Origin of the sequence: Aidingimonas halophila (assembly GCF_900106955.1) — a bacterium.
GTDB classification, from domain to species: domain Bacteria; phylum Pseudomonadota; class Gammaproteobacteria; order Pseudomonadales; family Halomonadaceae; genus Aidingimonas; species Aidingimonas halophila.
Window position 1 is genome coordinate 17,139 of record NZ_FNNI01000004.1, and the last position, 15,560, is coordinate 32,698.

General features: G+C 58.4%; 10 protein-coding genes. 4 read left to right on the forward strand and 6 right to left on the reverse strand.

Translation table 11 applies throughout. The annotated features are described in order from the left end of the window. Window positions 1–3: 3 nt before the first annotated feature. The 4 genes from speA to BLW01_RS08330 form a co-directional block, all read right to left on the reverse strand. The gene (gene speA / locus BLW01_RS08315; protein WP_092569057.1) at window positions 4–1,905 is read right to left on the reverse strand and encodes a biosynthetic arginine decarboxylase; all 1,902 of its coding nucleotides are present in this window, start codon (window positions 1,903–1,905) and stop codon (window positions 4–6) included. Beyond that, a complete protein-coding gene (locus BLW01_RS08320) occupies window positions 1,902–2,864 on the reverse strand; it encodes a homoserine kinase (protein ID WP_092569058.1) in 963 nt (320 codons plus the stop codon). The genes speA and BLW01_RS08320 overlap by 4 nt, the downstream gene beginning before the upstream one ends. 119 nt (window positions 2,865–2,983) lie before the next feature. Then, complete coding sequence (locus BLW01_RS08325) at window positions 2,984–3,259, reverse strand: DUF2782 domain-containing protein (protein ID WP_092569059.1); 276 nt, start codon at window positions 3,257–3,259, stop codon at window positions 2,984–2,986. Window positions 3,260–3,319: 60 nt separating this feature from the next. After that, complete coding sequence (locus BLW01_RS08330) at window positions 3,320–4,513, reverse strand: MFS transporter (protein WP_092569060.1); 1,194 nt, start codon at window positions 4,511–4,513, stop codon at window positions 3,320–3,322. Window positions 4,514–4,647: 134 nt separating this feature from the next. Between BLW01_RS08330 and polA the strand changes: the two genes are divergently transcribed. Beyond that, the gene (polA, locus tag BLW01_RS08335) at window positions 4,648–7,413 is read left to right on the forward strand and encodes a DNA polymerase I (protein WP_092569061.1); all 2,766 of its coding nucleotides are present in this window, start codon (window positions 4,648–4,650) and stop codon (window positions 7,411–7,413) included. Between the two features lie 78 nt (window positions 7,414–7,491). On the opposite strand, the gene BLW01_RS08340 is transcribed toward polA, so the two are convergent. Next, entirely contained in the window at window positions 7,492–8,520 is a 1,029-nt protein-coding gene (locus tag BLW01_RS08340) for a Fe(3+) ABC transporter substrate-binding protein (protein ID WP_092569062.1), read from the reverse strand. 314 nt (window positions 8,521–8,834) lie between these two features. On the opposite strand from BLW01_RS08340, the gene BLW01_RS08345 reads away from it, so the two are divergent. After that, entirely contained in the window at window positions 8,835–9,950 is a 1,116-nt protein-coding gene (locus BLW01_RS08345; RefSeq protein ID WP_092569063.1) for an ABC transporter ATP-binding protein, read from the forward strand. Here BLW01_RS08345 and BLW01_RS08350 read toward each other — a convergent pair. Continuing rightward, window positions 9,852–11,552, reverse strand: coding sequence for an ABC transporter permease (locus tag BLW01_RS08350; protein WP_092569064.1), 1,701 nt, complete (start codon window positions 11,550–11,552; stop codon window positions 9,852–9,854). The two genes, BLW01_RS08345 and BLW01_RS08350, sit on opposite strands and share 99 nt — an antisense overlap. Before the next feature lie 112 nt (window positions 11,553–11,664). Here BLW01_RS08350 and BLW01_RS08355 point away from each other — a divergent pair, with 112 nt between their 5' ends. After that, on the forward strand, window positions 11,665–13,908 hold the full coding sequence (locus BLW01_RS08355) for a tRNA(Met) cytidine acetyltransferase TmcA (RefSeq protein ID WP_092569065.1): 2,244 nt from the start codon (window positions 11,665–11,667) through the stop codon (window positions 13,906–13,908). A gap of 38 nt (window positions 13,909–13,946) precedes the next feature. After that, on the forward strand, window positions 13,947–15,431 hold the full coding sequence (locus BLW01_RS08360) for an aminoacyl-histidine dipeptidase (RefSeq protein ID WP_092569066.1): 1,485 nt from the start codon (window positions 13,947–13,949) through the stop codon (window positions 15,429–15,431). The last annotated feature ends 129 nt before the right edge of the window (window positions 15,432–15,560 follow it).

Here is a 15,560-nt window from a genome sequence, read left to right on the forward strand (position 1 = left end):
CGCTCATTCCAGATACGTGTAGCCTTCCAGACCGGCGGTCAGATCGTTCAGGAAACGCTGCTTTTCATGAGCAGAAAGTGAACTCTTTTCCAGTTGAACCGCCAGTCGCTGACGAAGGACATTGGCATCAAAGTTGACGTAGTCGAGGACATCGCTGACGGTATCGCCGTGGATGTGATGGGATAACCGCCATTGCCCGTCGGCGTCTATGGCCGCATCTACCGAATCCGTATCACCGAACAGGTTGTGAAGGTCGCCGAGAATTTCCTGATAGGCTCCGACCAAGAAGAATCCCAGTAATTTCTCTTCTCCCTCACGCCACTCCGGGAGCGGCAGCGTGGATTCGATACCCTGTCCATCGACATAACTGTCGATACGACCATCTGAATCGCAGGTAATGTCCTGGATAATGCCTCGACGGGTAGGCGTCCGGTCCAGCCCAGTCAAAGGTAGCACCGGAAAGATCTGCTGTATTCCCCAGACATCGGGCATCGATTGGAACAGAGAGAAGTTGACGAACAGTTTGTCGGCGAGCTTTTCGGCCAATTCGTCAATGATTTCACGGTGGGCACGGTTGCGTGGATCGAGAAGTGAACGCAACAGTTCACACGCCGCAAAATAGACCCCCTCGCCTTCGGCCCGGGCGGTGATGTCGGTCAGTCCCATGACATAACGGTCCTGCAACTCCCCCATTGCCTGGACTAGGTCATGATAGGCCTCAAGAAGCCCCCGGGAGGCTATCATATCGCTAAGGCGTTGATATACCCGCCATAACTCATCGACCATGGGATCGCCATTGACGCTAGGCTCGGGCGGATGGACATTGATACGCTCCTCGCTGATCACGTTGGTGATCAGTACGGCGTGATGGGCGGTGAGCGCACGGCCGGATTCACTGATGACATGCGGATAGGGTAGCTTGGCGTCGTCGCAGGCCTGCCGAAATGCCGAGACCACTTTGCCGGCATATTCATGCATCGAGTAATTGATCGAGCATTCGTTACGCGAGGAGGTTCCTTCGTAGTCGACTCCCAGGCCGCCACCGACATCCACGGTGTCGACCGGTGCCCCTAGTTCGTGCAGGCTTTGATAGAAGCGAGCACATTCCCGTAGTCCGCGCTGGATATCGCGAATATTGGCGATCTGCGATCCCAGATGGAAATGGATCAATTGTAGGCTTGAGAGAGAGCCGGTCTCGCGTAAGCGCTCGATGACCTTCAGGATCTGTACGGCCGTGAGACCGAATTTGGATTTCTCGCCTCCGGTATTCTGCCACTTGCCTCTCCCGACAGAAGATAGCCTGGCTCGGAGCCCGATTCGCGGCGTCACCGCCAGCCGGCTGGCCTCTTCCAGGATCAGTTCGAGTTCGGAATACTTCTCCACGACGAGGTAGACCCGGTGGCCCAGTTTTTCCCCCATCAGTGCTAACTGGATATATTCACGATCCTTGTAGCCATTGCAGACGATGAGTGAGGGGCTGTCGCCGGAAAGCGCCAGTACAGCCAGCAATTCGGGCTTGCTACCGGCTTCCAGGCCCACTCGGTCATGGCCGCGTTCCTGGGTTGCCAGCACTTCCTCGACGACACGCCGCTGTTGGTTGACCTTGATCGGATAGACGGCCGAATAGCCACCGGAATAGCCCTCACGAGACATGGCATCATCGAAGGCGGCACACAGTTGTTCGACGCGGTCATGGAGAATATCGGTGAAGCGAATCAGTACCGGGAGACGCAGGTTGGCGGCGCGCACTTCCTCGGTGAGTGCGGCGAGGGGAAATGCCGGGCCATCGGAATGACTGCCCAGCGGCCTGACCAGTGCATGGCCGTCGTCATCGACGTCGAAGTAGCCACTGCCCCACTGATCGATATTATAGATACGACGAGCGTTGGCAGCGGGTGATGTCATGCCGGACTCCGTTGGGGTAATGGCAGTGAGCCTTCATTGAGGCGGGTCTTCAGAATCGTTCGAAACCGCTGAGGGTCATGTGGCGTCAGGTCGTGGGCTGGCGGGTCGACATAGATGACCAATAAACGGGATAGCCAATAACGCAACGCGGTCATGCGCAGCATCATCGGCCACGCATTGCGCTCGGCATCGGTCAGAGGGCGTTCAGCAATATAGGCTTCTAGAATGGCGTCATGGCGTGCCTTGTCAAGATGCCCTGCCTCGTCACTCGCCCAGTCGTTGATAACGATGGCAAGATCGAAGAGCAGATCGCCGGTGCAACCATTGTAGAAATCGATGATGCCGCCCAACCGGTCTCCTTCGAATAGCGTGTTATCGCGGAAGAGGTCGCCATGTATCGCGCCCTGTGGCAATTCCGGGGCATCACCGAAATAGCTCTGATAGGCGTCCACTTCATCCGCCATCAAGGCTTGGTCGTCTGGCGACAGATAAACCAGGACACGGTGGTGCATGGCCACTAACCAATGCAGGTCGCGTGGATTGGGGCGATGGCCGTCAAAATAGCGAGATACGCAATGCATCCGTCCCAGCGTGTGTCCCAAGGCCCGGCATTGAGACAGGTCGGGGGCGCTCGGTGAAGTGCCCGGTAATCTCGGAAACAACAGTGCGGGGCGGTCGGCGAGACTCTGCAGTGCTATGCCTTGACGATCGTGCACGGGACCCGGTACCGGTAGGCGATGGTCTGCCAGGTAATCGAGTAGGTCGACGAAGAAAGGCAATTCATCATGATCGCCTTGTTCGAACAGCGTCAGTACGCAGTCGCGCTGGTCGGTGGTAACGAAATACGTGGTATTTTCGGTACCGCTGGCGACTCCTTCCAGATGGGCCAGCGTACCGATGTCGAAGCGCGATAGAAAGTCGATGACTTGAGTTTCGCTTAGCGGAGTAAATACAGCCATGTGTCTCTCGCCAGGGTTGCCAAGCGGCACATTGTACCGTCTTGTTGCCCTGATGCACGAACCGGATCAATGTTGGTGTTTCGCTATGATGTGCAGTACGGCAGTGGCAGGAGACGTGATCAATCATCCTCTTGTAGCCATTGCGGGATTTCGGTGCTTCCGTTCGTCTCGCGTTCGAAGTCGCCATCGCCTTCATGGTCGACCAAGGTATAGGCGCCTCCCTCTTCAGGAAGAATCTCGATGGCATAAAGCTGGCCCTGATAGCGATATTCACGAATGGTGCGATCATCTTCCTGACGTTCGGTGACGTCAGGCTCCTGAGCCAGCACCCAGCATGAACAAGCCAGCAACGTCGTGGTTCCGACGGTGGTGACCAAGGATTTGATGGTGCGCATGACGACCTCCTGCCAATAGGCTCGGGGAGTGGTTACCGGTTTGACAACACTGTTTTGAAATCACTTCATTCCGGCATTGATTTTACCCAGAGGACGCCGGGCCAGGCTCCAGCCGGCGATGATGAATGCCAGCATCCCGATCAGGATAGCCGTGAAATGGGCGCCAAGATCGATGGCGAGCCCTAGAATGGCTGGCGCGATACCTGTGGAAAAGACCATGCAGGCGCTTAAGGTGGCGCGCAAGCGTCCCAGATGTTCCGCTCCCCATAGGCGGATGAGAACGCTGGTGGCAATGGCTTCTTGCATGCCCATCCCCAGGCCACCGCCAATCATTAGCGCCCAGATACTGATATCGCCGCCCAATGTAATGGCGACCATCATTGCCAGGGTGTAGGGAATCAAATAGAGCCGAGCAACCCGCGCCGGACCGAGCTTGTCGACCCAACGACCACCAAGTAGTGCACCGGGTAGCTTGGCGATCCCCATGCCGGCCAGCGCCAGAGCATAAGTGGATAAGGAGGCTCCCAGGTCGGATGTCATCTGGGCTTGATAGATGAACAGGCCGGTCATTGTGATGGGCAGCGCCATCAGCAATGGCAATATCTGCCAGAAGTGACGTTCGCGGAACGGACTGGGCCCCTCTCGGCGTTTTTGCCGGTTCGGCCTGGCGCCGGGAGCCGCTGGCCAAGGACCACGTAGAAGCAGGGGGAGCCACAGGCAAAGGAGCGCGGCGCCGAATATCCACCAAATGAGGCGCCATTCGAACCAGATCAATAACGTGGCGATCAGCGGAGGGAGGGCGATTTCTCCCAGAGGGATGCCCAGGTTCACCAGTCCCAGAGCGCGCCCTCGATTTCGGGTAAACTCGCGCCCTGCCAAGGTATTGCCCAGGTGTGTCATCATGCCCTGTCCACAGAACCGGACCAGCCCCAGAGCAATAAGTCCCACTGCCCACCAAGGAGACAGGGTCAATATCAGGACACCGGCTGTCATGGCGATCAACGTGGTCAATGCAAAACGGCGGGGGGGAATCCAGTCGATGCTGGGGCCGATACGGAGCATGGCGAAGCCGGCGCATAGTGTCACGATGGCGTAGGCTGTACCGAACTGGCCTGCACTGAATCCGAGATGTTCGGAGATTGGCGCCTGAAACAACCCCACGAAATAGCTCTGTCCCAGGCTTGAGGAAAACAAGGCCAGGAAAGCGATGCTAAGCAGTTGCTTGTGGTCACGCAGGAGGCTTCGATACCCCATATGTCTCCTTAATCGGACTCCGTTCCCAGTGACAATGGAGAGATATTTTATCAGGCTTGGCCGCTTCGTGCCTGACGAGACACGGTCGACTGCGTATCATGAATTGAATTGCTGCATTCAAGGAAGGTAACGCCATGGCCGACAGTCCCATCGTCCTCGTTGACGGTTCGTCATACCTGTATCGCGCTTTTCACGCCTTGCCGCCACTGACGGCGTCCAATGGTCAGCCGACGGGAGCAGTGAAAGGGGTGCTCAGCATGCTGAAGCGCTTGCTCAAGGATTACCCGCAGAGTCCCATGGCCGTCGTTTTCGATGCCAAGGGCAAGACCTTCCGTGACGAACTGTTCGAGGAGTACAAGGCGCAACGCCCTCCCATGCCCGATGATCTCAAGGCTCAGGTCAAGCCACTACACGAATGTGTCAGGGCGCTCGGGCTACCGTTGCTCTGTATCGAAGGCGTCGAGGCTGATGACGTGATCGGGACCCTTGCCCGGCACGCCACTGAAGCCGGCCGAGACGCCGTCATCTCCACGGGTGACAAGGACATGGCCCAACTCGTCAATGGGCATATCACTCTGGTCAATACCATGAAGGGCGAGACACTGGATAGCGAGGGCGTAAAAGAGAAGTTTGGCTTGCCACCTTCATTGATTATCGATTTTTTAGCCTTGATGGGTGACAAGATTGACAATATCCCCGGTGTGCCCGGCGTCGGTGAAAAGACGGCCCTGGCACTGCTGCAGGACATCGGTGGACTCGACACCCTGTATGCCGATCTGGACAAAATCACTACCTTGAGTGTGCGCGGAGCCAAGAGTCTGCCCAAGAAGCTTGAGGCGCATCGCGATCAGGCGTTTCTCTCGTACCAGTTGGCCACCATCAAGACCGATTGCGAATTGCCGGTGGGGTTGAGTGATCTCGACGTGGCCAAGCCGGATCGCGACCGTTTGCTCGAACTCTATCGTGATCTTGAATTCAAGGGGTGGCTGGCAGAGCTCCTTGAAGGCCAGGACGAGGGAGTCGATGATATCTCGGGCGGACAGGCCGTAAGCGAAGGCTCCAGCCAGGATAACGATCCTGCCTCATCGGCCGAACGTCGGGATGTCATGATTCTGACTCGGGATGAGTTGGACGCCTGGGTCAAATGTCTCCATGAAGTCGATACGTTCTGCTTCGATCTGGAGACCACCAGTCTCGATTACATGGAAGCGGCCATCGTCGGGATAGGCATTGCGATCGAGCGCGGTGAGGCCGCCTATATACCGGTGGCGCATGATTATCTCGATGCCCCGGTCCAGCTCGACCGCCAACTCGTGCTGGATACGCTGAAACCGCTTTGGGAAGATGACCGTAAAGCCAAGATCGGGCAGAATCTCAAGTATGATATCTCCGTGCTGGCCAATTACGGCATCGACGTTGCGGGCGCTCTGGATGACACCATGCTGGAGTCCTATGTGCTCAACTCCACGGCCACGCGTCATGATATGAACTCTCTCGCACTCAAGTACCTGGGAGAGACGACCATTCATTTCGAGGATATCGCCGGCAAGGGGGCAAAGCAGCTTACCTTCAACCAGGTCGACCTGGAGCAGGCGCTGCCTTATGCCTGTGAAGATGTCGATATTACCATACGCCTTCATCATGAGTTGCGTCCCCGCGTGGAGGCCGAAGGGCGCCTCGCTGACGTGCTCGATACTCTGGAGCGGCCGCTGATCAAGGTCCTTTCGCGAATAGAGCGCAATGGCGTGGCATTGGATACCCAGCGGCTGCAGTCGCAGAGCCAGGAGCTGGCGTCACGCATCCACGACATTGAGGGGAAGGCGTTCGAACTGGCCGGCCGTGAGTTCAACCTGGGGTCCCCCAAGCAGCTTGGTCAGATTCTCTTCGAAGAGCAAAAGATTCCCGTGATTAAAAAGACCCCCAAGGGAGCTCCTTCCACGGCTGAATCAGTGCTGGAAGAACTGGCACTGGACTATCCCTTGCCAAAGCTCATCATGGAGCATCGAGGACTGTCGAAGCTCAAGTCGACATACACGGACAAGCTGCCTCAGTTGGTCAGTGCCAAGACCGGACGATTGCATACCAGCTATCATCAAGCGGTCACAGCAACTGGCCGACTGTCGTCGAGTGATCCCAACCTGCAGAACATTCCTGTTCGTACCGACGAGGGCCGAAAGATTCGTCAAGCCTTCGTGGCTCGCCCCGGCTATCGTATCGTGGCGGCCGACTACTCTCAGATCGAGTTACGTATCATGGCGCATCTTTCCGAGGACAAGGGGTTACTTGACGCGTTTGCCAATGATCTCGACATCCATGCGGCAACGGCGGCTGAGGTCTTCGGCATCGATATGGAGAAGGTCTCCAGCGATCAGCGGCGTAGTGCCAAGGCCATCAACTTCGGCCTGATCTATGGGATGAGTGCCTGGGGACTCTCTCGCCAGCTCCATATCGAACGCAATCAGGCTCAAACGTATATCGACCGCTATTTCGACCGTTATCCGGGAGTCGCTCGCTATATGGAGCGGATTCGTTCCCGAGCGGCCGAGGATGGCTTTGTCGAAACGGTGTTCGGTCGGCGGCTCTATCTGCCTGAGATCAAAGCACAGAACCATGCGCGCCGGCAGGCAGCGGAGCGCACTGCCATCAATGCGCCCATGCAAGGCACGGCTGCCGATGTCATCAAGCGGGCAATGATTGATGTCGATCACTGGTTGCGGCAGTCGGACTTCGATGCCTGGATGGTGATGCAAGTCCATGACGAACTAGTTTTCGAAGTCAGGGACAACCAGGTCGATGACTTCACCGGTACCGTGACGTCTCTCATGCGGGATGCCGCTGAACTCAAAGTGCCTCTGATCGTTGAGGCCGAAAGTGGGGCCAACTGGGACGAAGCGCACTGAGTCTACCGGCGCTGTTGCATGAAAAGGCCCGCGGGGTCCACCGCGGGCCTGTAGGTCAGGGCGAAGCCTGAGCGCTGATCAACGCCAGCCGACGCGATCGAAGATACGCACCGCCTCGGGATTATTCTCACCGAGTTTGCTGATATTGATGTCATCCTTCTTGAAGTCACCCCAGGATTCGAGCACCGGGTCCTTCTTGATGCCTTCCACGACCGGGAATTCATTGTTGCCGGAGGCGAAGGCTTCCTGTGCTTCATCGGAGGCGAGAAACTCAAGGAACGCGATAGCGTTGTCGCGATTGGGCGCTCCCTCGACGACACCTGCACCGCCAACGTTCACGTGTGCGCCGCGGCCATCCTGATTGGGGAAGATGATGCCAACCTTGCGGGCAGCCTCACGCTCGGCGTCATCGTCGGATTTGAGCAACCGGACATAATAATAGTGGTTGGCTACAGCGATATCGCACTCGCCGCTGGCAACACCGAGGATTTGATCGGTATCCCCCCCTTCGGGGTCGCGCGCGAAATTATCGACGACACCCTGAGCCCATTCTTCCGCCTCTTCGGTACCGTGATGGCCAATCATGGATGCCAGAAGGGACTGATTGTAGATATTATTGGACGAACGAATACAGACGCTGTCCTCGAAGCGGGGATCGGCAAGATCTTCATAGCTTTCGATCTCACCAGGATCGACATTATCGCGATTATAGTAGATCGCACGTACACGTTGGCTGAAGCCGAACCATTGACCGTCGGGATGACGCATGGAATCGGGCAGCCGCTCATTGAGCTCGTCGGATTCGATACCCTGAAAGATGCCTTCCTGCTCGGCACGCCACAGGCGACCAGCATCGACGGTCATCATGACATCGGCTGGACTCGCTTCCCCTTCCCGCTCGATGCGTTCGATGAGCTGATCCGAATCGCCTTCGAGCACGTTGACTTCGATGCCGGTACGTTCGGTGAAGGCGTCATAGAGGGCTTCATCCGAATCATAGTGACGAGCGGAATAGAGATTGAGTTCATCGGCCGAGACGGTGGTAGCAAAGGCGGAACCCGCCAGCAGTGCGGTCAAGGGAATCGATAAACGATAGTGGTTGAGCATCTTGAGCCTCATGGGTTGTTGTGGCTGTGTGGAGTATTGCACGGTGCAAATGAACAATAATAATTAGCATTTCGTGTTTCGCATTGAACATCCTTGGATGACGACCGTCAACCTCTATCGGCTAAAAGCGGGGGTTGCCAAGAGGTAACGACAATGGAGCAAAGCCAATACGGGACAGATTGACTCGTATTAGCATTGGCAGCGCGATACCATGCAGTTTGCCGTCAATGGATTAGTTGTGTGCCCAGCCGATGATTTCCCGATCCGAAGCGAACCGTCGCCAAGCGACACCGTCACCTGCCCGAGTGCTCTCCATGCAGCACATTCATCACCGTTACGGAAAACTCGAGGCGGTGCATGATGTCAGCTTGGACGTTCATTCGGGGGAGGTGGTATGCCTTTTGGGGCCATCTGGATGCGGTAAAACCACCCTGTTGCGTATTGCCGCAGGCCTGGAGGACGTTCAACAAGGGAGTGTGGCGATCAATGATCACTCAGTGGCTGCGTCGGGCCACCGATCTCTGCCGCCGGAGAAACGCAATGTCGGCCTGGCATTTCAGGATTCGGCACTGTTTCCCCATCTCCGCGTCATCGAGAACGTCACTTTCGGTATCAAGTCCCAACCGAGTGGCCAACGACGTCAACGGGCGCTGGACCTGTTGGAACAGCTTGGCATGGCGCGGTATGCCAATGCTTACCCGCATACCTTGTCGGGAGGCCAGCAACAGCGGGTTGCTCTGGCTCGTGCGTTGGCACCGGAGCCACAGGTGATGTTACTGGATGAGCCGTTTTCCAGTCTGGACGCACGGCTGCGCGACAGAATTCGTGATGACACCCTGCATGTTCTCAAGCGAGCTGGTGCGGGAACGTTACTGGTGACGCACGACCCGGAAGAGGCGATGTTCATGGCCGATCGTATCGCCTTGATGAAGGCGGGGCGTGTCGTACAGATCGGCACACCGCGGGAGCTTTATTGCTATCCGCGGGATCCCTTCGTCGTGACGTTCTTCGGTGATGTCAACGAGTTGAGCGGCCGTGTCCAGGGGGGGGGCGTTCAAACCCCTTTGGGACCAGTCGATGCGGGGGGATTGCCTGATGGGGCGTGTGCTCAGGTATTGATTCGCCCCGAAGCCCTGCATGTGGCCGAACTCCCTGAATCGGGGACATCTCATCGGTACAGCCACGTGATCATGGCGAAATTGCTGGGCAGGACCAGTTTGTTACATATTTGTGCTCATGGTCAGACGGGCCAGGAAGCGCACCTTCATGCCCGTGTTCCCGGTGTCTTTCTGCCGGCGGAGGGGCAGCCGATCTCGATTCGGCTCGATCCGTCACAAGTCTTCGTCTTTCCGGCGGCTACCGGGGCGCGAGCGGCGCATGGCGGCACTCAGGAAGATTACCGGGAGTATGCCCACAGCGACGATGGCTAGCGATGATGTAGCCGCCTCGGCCAAGCGTTCATCGGAAGCCAGATTATGCGCTCGCACGGCCAGTGTATCGAAGTTGAAGGGCCGGAGAATGATGGTTGCCGGCAATTCTTTCATGACATCCACGAATACCAGAATACCGGCTGCCAGCAGGCTGCCACGCATGATGGGCGTATGTACTCGGCGTAGCGTACCGCCGGCGGTATGGCCAAGTGTACGTGCAGCGGCATCCATTGCCGGTGTCACCTTGCCGAGACTCGCTTCAACGGCATTGAATGATACGGCGAGGAAGCGCACGACATAAGCATAGATGAGGATAAAGGCCGAGCCACTGAAAATCAGGCCGACCAGCATGTCGTAGTGCGCGCGCGTCCAGGCGTTGATTTGATTATCCAGCCATGAAAAAGGAATCAAAATACCCACGGCGATGACCGAGCCGGGGATGGCATAGCCCATCGCTGAGATACGGGTAGCCGTACGAGTTACCGGACTGTCGTGGAGCCGGGCACCATAGCTGAGCAGCACAGCGAAACCGACAGCGATGACCGCAGCAATCACCGCCAGTATCAGGCTGTTACCGGCATATTGCATGAAATTGGCGCCAAGTCGCGCATCTCCTTGCTCGATGGCGAGATGGCCGAGTAGTACGCACGGCAGGATGAAACCGATCAATACCGGTGTGGCACACGCGATGTAGGCGCCCATAGCACGCCAGCCATGTAGCGGGAACTCCGGCAGTTGCTGATAACGGCTGGAGGTATGGAAATACTGACGTTTTCCTCTGGACCATCGCTCGAGCAACACGAAGAGGATGACGAAGGCAAGCAGGCAGGCGGCGAGCTGTGCTGCGGCCACCTGCTCCCCGAGACCGAACCAGGTGCGATAGATACCGGTGGTAAACGTATCGACGCCGAAGAATTGGACGGCGCCGAATTCATTGAGGGTCTCCATCAAGGCCAGGGAGACCCCGCCGACGATGGCCGGCCGGGCTAGAGGCACGGCAATTCCGGCGAATAGACGCCATGGTCCTCGTCCCAGGGTCCGTCCCACATCGAGTACGCAGACCGACTGTTCGAGAAACGCGGCACGAGCCAACAGGTACACATACGGATAGAGTACCAGCGTGATCAGTGTGGCGCCGCCGCCGAGCGAGCGAATGCTGGGGAAGAAATAGTCATCGCGCCCCCAGTCGAACAGTTCACGCAGCCAAGTCTGCAAGGGACCGGCATATTGGAGGAAATCGGTGTAGGCGTAGGCGATGACATACGTCGGCACCGCCAGCGGTAGCAACAATGCCCATTCGAAGAAACGGCGACCCGGGAAACGACACATCACGACCAGCCAGGCGGTTCCGGTGCCGATGACAAAAGTGCCGATCCCGACTGCTGCCACGAGAACCAACGTATTGCCGATATAACGACTGAGCACCGTGCTGGCGAGGTGCTGCCAGATGTCGTTCGTAGGCACGACGATATGAGCGAGGATGATCAATACCGGTAGCGCCACGATCGCCGCGATGACAAGCGTTAGAACAGTCCAGGGACTGAGATGTGACGTGAGTCGTCCGGGAAGCGAGGTCGATCTGGGACTGGTGGCACTGAACAAGCGGGCGCTCCTTTCAATGGCATGGCCAGACAGGGGTTGAGGGCGTCATGATGAGAAATCAGATAGTATCAGGTCGTACATTCGACTTCAGCAGCGAGGGGAAGTGTCTCTGATGCCGGCGAATGAGAAGCCCTCCGGGACAGTGGTCGGAGCGTCGCAAGTGACATCGGCAACGTCCGATGACCCCGTTATTGAAGCATTGCAGTCCTGGTCATCACAGCTGCAGGTGCAGCGATGGCGAGGGTTGCTGTGGGTGACCGGGGAGAGCGGAGATTGTTACCGCCGTGCTCGAGCCATTTGGGAGGGTATCCGGTGGACGGTGCCGATATGGGTGTCCGCCGTGGCACCTGCCTGGATGGCGGACGACGAGCATTGGTTATCGCCGGAGAAGGCGCGCACGCGCCTCGGTGGAGAGTGCGACCTGGTCGTCATGGATGCGGTCGGAACCAATGACGGCTTTGATCCGGAGGCCTTCGGGATCCTCTCCGGTGCGATTACGGCCGGGGGGCTGCTGGTTCTGTTGACGCCGGTCGACTGGGGCTGCCGCCCGGATGCCGATTATCGGCGTCTGGCCGAATACCCTTATGAACCGTCGCAGTTGTCGGCACATTATTTGCGACGATTGTCTCGCCACCTGACTCATGCAGATGACATCGCTCACTGGCCGGTACTGGAAGCGCTGAGTCTGCCCCCGCTGAAAACAAGCCATTCACCGGCGACGACATGTCACGATCCCGACTGCCTGACGTCGGATCAGGCGTTGGCCGTGAAACGTCTGACTCGCCTGCGTCGCCGTCGCCCACTGGTTATCACGGCGGACCGCGGCCGGGGTAAAACCGCGGCGCTGGGAATTGCCTGTGCACGTCTGCTGATGGCCGGGGAGCGTGACATCTGGGTGACGGCGCCGCGTTCCAGTGCGGTAGAGGCATTGTTCGAGCGCTTGAAGGTGCTATGTCCTGAGGGTGAACGACAGCGTCACTGTTTCACCTTGATGGATGGTGATAGGGCACATCGGGTACGCTTCGCTGCTCCTGACGCATTGACTGCGCTGGATGAAGATGAAGAAGCCCCCGGCGGTCGTGGGAGTATATTGTTGGTCGATGAAGCCGCTGCCATTCCTGCGCCGTTACTTGGGTACTGGCTGGTGGTGTTTCCCCGCATTGCCTTTGCTACCACCGTGCACGGCTATGAGGGCGCGGGGCGTGGATTCGCCTTGCGTTTTCGCGATCGGCTCGACCAACTGACACCCGAGTGGCGCGGCTGCCACATGGCCGAGCCGGTGCGCTGGGCATCCGGCGATCCGTTGGAATCGGTGACATCCCGGTTGTTGATGCTGGACGCTGAACCATCGGAAACGGTTGTGTCGGCCGGCCCGACTCCGGTTCGTTGGTCACCTGCGATGCTGGCCAGCGATGAGATACGACTGCGAGCGCTTTTTGGGCTGTTGGTCCAGGCGCACTATCGGACGCAACCCAGTGATCTTCGGCGCCTGCTGGATGGTCCTGGTGTTTCCCTGGCGGGAAAGGAGGTCGCCCGGTCACCTGTGGCTGTCGTGGTGACCGTGGATGAAGGGGGATTCGATCGCTCACTTGCCGATCAGGTCGCGCTTGGCTTCAGACGCCCACAGGGACACTTGCTGGCGCAGTCATTGGCGGCGCATGCGGGTTCTCGACAAGCGTTGACTTCGCGGGTGCGCCGAATATGGCGGATTGCCGTACACGAGAGCTATCGGCGCCACGGTTGGGGCGCGCAATTATTGTCCGGCGAAGTGAACCGTGCGAGCGACGATGAGATCGATTTGCTGGGAGCCAGCTTCGGCGCTGACCCTGGACTCATGGCGTTCTGGCGACACCAAGGCTTCCGAGCCGTGCGTGTGGGGCTGACAAGGGAAGCCGCCAGCGGTGAACATGCTCTCATGGTCGTTCGTGGTACCAGTGCGGCAGGCAAAGAGCTTGCGAACGCGCTGGCCAATCGGTTTCAGGCACTGTTGCCCGCTCTGCTGGCATTCGAGTTACGTCGTCTCGACCCCCTGGTGGGGGCCGCCATATTGAGCGAAGGCGATGGGCAGACACTCTCCGCCGACGCATGGCGCGACGCCGAGGATGTCATCTCGGGCAACCGTGAGCCTGGCCTCGCGCGGCCGGCGTTGCAGGCATTGACTCGGCTGGGATTGCGTCAAGGCGCGCCGTTGAATGATGATGCCTGGCTGTTGGTGGCCGTGCTGTTTCAGGGACGTGATCCGGCATGGCTGGCACGGCGACTGTCGCTGTCGGGAGGGAAGCAGGTGAGACAGCGCTTGAAAGAGGCACTGGCACGCTGGCGGCGTGGCCTTGACGAGGGCTGGGCGTCGGGATGACGACACGAATGATAACGACACATGAGCGAGGCGATTCCATGAACGAGCATCTCGATACGCTGGAGCCACAACCGCTGTGGCGACATTTCCGGATATTGTGCGAGACCCCGCGTCCTTCCGGCCGAGAGGAGGCGCTGGTCTCCCATCTTGAAGCTTGGGCCGATAGCCAGGGTCTCGCTTACGATCGTGACAGTTTCGGCAACCTTCGCATTTGCAAGCCGGCCACAACGGGTCATGAGTCGGCGCCGGGTATCATCCTCCAGGGACATCTGGACATGGTTGCCGAGGCCAATGCCAGCCATGACCACGATTTTACCCGTGATCCTATCGACACCTATATTGCCGATGGCTGGCTGCGTGCCCGCGGGACGACCCTGGGGGCTGACAACGGCCTCGGAGTCGCGGCGGCACTGGCGATTCTCGAAGATACCTCTTTGATTCATGGGCCACTCGAGGCCCTGTTCACACTCCAGGAAGAGACCTCCATGGGGGGTGCCCTGGCACTGGATGACAACTGGCTCGATGGCGATATCCTGCTGAATCTGGATTCCGAGGACCGCGAACAGGTCTTCATCGGTTGCGCTGGTGGTGCCGATGTCGTGGTCGAAGCTGGTTTGCCGACCCAGGACGTGCAAGTGGATGAGTCCATCGTGAACGTGGCACTGACCGGTCTGCAGGGGGGACATTCCGGTCTTGATATCCACAAGGGGTTGGGAAACGCCAATCGCTTGCTGGTGCGTGTGTTGCGCCATCTGCAGACATACGACGCGCGTCTGATCGATTATCGGGGTGGGGCCCTGCGCAATGCGATTCCGCGTGAAGCCTTCGCTACATTGGCAATGCCGGCTGGTGCGATCGATGCCGCATCGGCGATGGTCGATGAGCTGCAGTCGGTGTTTCGTACCGAGTTGCAGGGCGTGGATGATGCCGTGAGCGTATCCCTGTCACCGGTAGAGACATCACACACTGAGCAGGCCTTGACGCCGCCGGCCAGCCGCTATCTGATCAATGCCCTGCATGCCGCTCCCTGCGGTGTGGAACGCATGAGTACCGATGTGCCCGGTGTGGTCGAGACATCGAACAATCTCGGGGTGGTAGTGCTGGATAACAGCCGGTTCTATCTCTGTGCCCTGGTGCGGTCGTTGCGCGACAGCGCAACGCAAGACATGGCCGATCGGTTCGCTGCACTGTTCGCTCTGATTGGTGCTGAGACGCGGGTCGAGAATGCCTATCCTGGCTGGACACCAGACCCGGAGAGTCCGTTGCTGGCTCGCTTCGTGCAATTGCATCGGGATACGCTCGGCAAGCAGGCTGACGCCAAGGTGATCCATGCCGGCCTTGAGTGCGGGATTCTGGGAGGTAAATACCCTCACCTATCCATGCTGTCCTTCGGACCACAGATCCGAGGGGCCCACTCTCCCGACGAACGGGTCGAGCTGGATTCGGTCCCCGAGTTCTGGCGGATGTTGCGCACCTTGATCGAGGATCTGGCCACGGCCGATCCTGCTAGTCGGCACGAATAATGAGGACCGGGACGCCTCCGACCGTCACCAAGGGGACAGTGTATGAATGCCTGTGGTGATGACGCCGGTCATGTCGTGGCGGACGGCGGTCGTAATGAGGTCTGGTAGGGGTGCGATAGCTTCGCCAGT

Coding starts and splice junctions, on each gene's coding strand:
- speA (WP_092569057.1), bottom strand. CDS start 1,905: ATGACATCACCCGCTGCCAACGCTCGTCGTATCTATAATATCGATCAG.
- BLW01_RS08320 (WP_092569058.1), bottom strand. CDS start 2,864: ATGGCTGTATTTACTCCGCTAAGCGAAACTCAAGTCATCGACTTTCTA.
- BLW01_RS08325 (WP_092569059.1), bottom strand. CDS start 3,259: ATGCGCACCATCAAATCCTTGGTCACCACCGTCGGAACCACGACGTTG.
- BLW01_RS08330 (WP_092569060.1), bottom strand. CDS start 4,513: ATGGGGTATCGAAGCCTCCTGCGTGACCACAAGCAACTGCTTAGCATC.
- polA (WP_092569061.1), top strand. CDS start 4,648: ATGGCCGACAGTCCCATCGTCCTCGTTGACGGTTCGTCATACCTGTAT.
- BLW01_RS08340 (WP_092569062.1), bottom strand. CDS start 8,520: ATGCTCAACCACTATCGTTTATCGATTCCCTTGACCGCACTGCTGGCG.
- BLW01_RS08345 (WP_092569063.1), top strand. CDS start 8,835: ATGCAGCACATTCATCACCGTTACGGAAAACTCGAGGCGGTGCATGAT.
- BLW01_RS08355 (WP_092569065.1), top strand. CDS start 11,665: ATGCCGGCGAATGAGAAGCCCTCCGGGACAGTGGTCGGAGCGTCGCAA.
- BLW01_RS08360 (WP_092569066.1), top strand. CDS start 13,947: ATGAACGAGCATCTCGATACGCTGGAGCCACAACCGCTGTGGCGACAT.